This is a genomic window from Sphingobium sp. CCH11-B1, from assembly GCF_001556865.1.
In the GTDB taxonomy this organism is placed as follows: Bacteria; Pseudomonadota; Alphaproteobacteria; order Sphingomonadales; family Sphingomonadaceae; genus Sphingobium.
Genome location: NZ_LSJY01000172.1, coordinates 1 through 1,428, shown reverse-complemented (window position 1 = coordinate 1,428; position 1,428 = coordinate 1). Strand labels below are relative to the sequence as shown.

Genomic DNA, 1,428 nt, shown 5'->3' with positions numbered 1-1,428 from the left:
CGGCGCAGAGCGACAGCCTACCTCTGACTGCCGCCAATCTTTGCAACAGAGCCCCAGGACGAATTGTTCGAAAAGCGCCAAGACCGTACAATGATCCTCGCCTCGCACAGCACCGAGGTGGTCCGTCAGTTCTGTAACCGCGCCGTCATCATTAACCAAGGCCAAGCGACGGATTATGCCGACGTTAATAGCGCGGTAGACCTATACAGCGCACTCTAATCTTGGCCCCTTGAGTCGATTGACCTAAAGGGGCCCGCCGTCGGTCGCGTGTCCAATGGAAACATCGCCGTCCAAGCGCCGACGCTCCACACCGAGAATGCGGGGAGCGACGACTGCCTGTAGATCATCCGTGCGACGGAGCGTCCACAAAGCGACCTTCTGCCATCCCGTGCAGGATATAGTGACGCAGCGGATCCATGCCCACTTCGGCGACATCCGCATACTTGGCTAGGTATGCCTCGCCATCGAAGTGGTTGTTCCTTTGCAACACCTGCGCTATATAACGTCGACGCATTGAAGGTGGCAGAATACCCTTCAACCCTGCATCGCCGTGTTCGATCAATCGGTAGAGTTCGCGCATCCAGTCAAGCTGGCGTTCCTTGCGGCCAGCGCGATCCTCTGCCGCGCGCAAATTGCGGGCCTGCTGCTTTTTATCGCTCTGCAGGATATTGATCTGTTCCAATGCCTGCGATGCCTTGCCATGGTATTCTAGTGCCTCGGCGCGTACCGAGGCCAATGCCTGGTTCAGAGCGGCGATCTGTTCCTGCGCCTGACGCGCATCGTTCTCCCGCTGCTCAAGTCGATCCATGAGCATTTCGATATCACGATGCAAGGCCGTCTTCTGTTCTAGAAGCGCCGCCGTCGTCGCTGAATTGGCTTCATCAGCAATGTCCCTATCTGAAATAGAGTGAGCGATCTGCTCGAGAACTACGGCTAGTGGAGCAAGCGGATGCTTTTCATCTCGCCATTCCTCGCGCAGGCGCTTGGTCTGTGTCTGCAGCAATTCACTGGGTTCAATTTCCAGCCCTTGTAGTCGTGACACACCAGCAAGGACGCGGCGATTAGTGCTGATGTACTCGTCCAATTGCTGTTGCTTGAACTCGGAAACCGCTTCCATACGGATGATGGAACGGCGGGCCTGTTCGAGTTCGGACTGCACTGCCGCCAACCGCTTTTCCAGAGCTTGGCGTTCGCCTGCAATGTTGAAAACCCATCCGTCGGCTTCTTGCAGCCGGGTCTGCAAACCTTCCTGAGCCTTCTGCAACTCTTCGATCCGACCATAAAGCTCGTCCCGTTCACCTGTCAGTTCGTTCGCACGGGTCCAGGCCTGCTCGATTTCCTCCTGGCGCTGGCGCAGGTTGCTTTCCAGCGTCGCAATCTGCCCGGCGAGGTGTGCGTTGTCAGCGACAGCACGGCTGCCGTTTTGCT

General features: G+C 57.2%; 1 protein-coding gene. It reads right to left on the bottom strand.

The window, feature by feature from the left end; all coding sequences use genetic code 11:
• Nucleotides 1-343: 343 nt before the first annotated feature.
• Nucleotides 344-1,428, bottom strand: a 1,085-nt coding sequence (locus AX724_RS24200) for a hypothetical protein (protein WP_197421621.1), incomplete at its 5' end; no start/stop codon positions are given.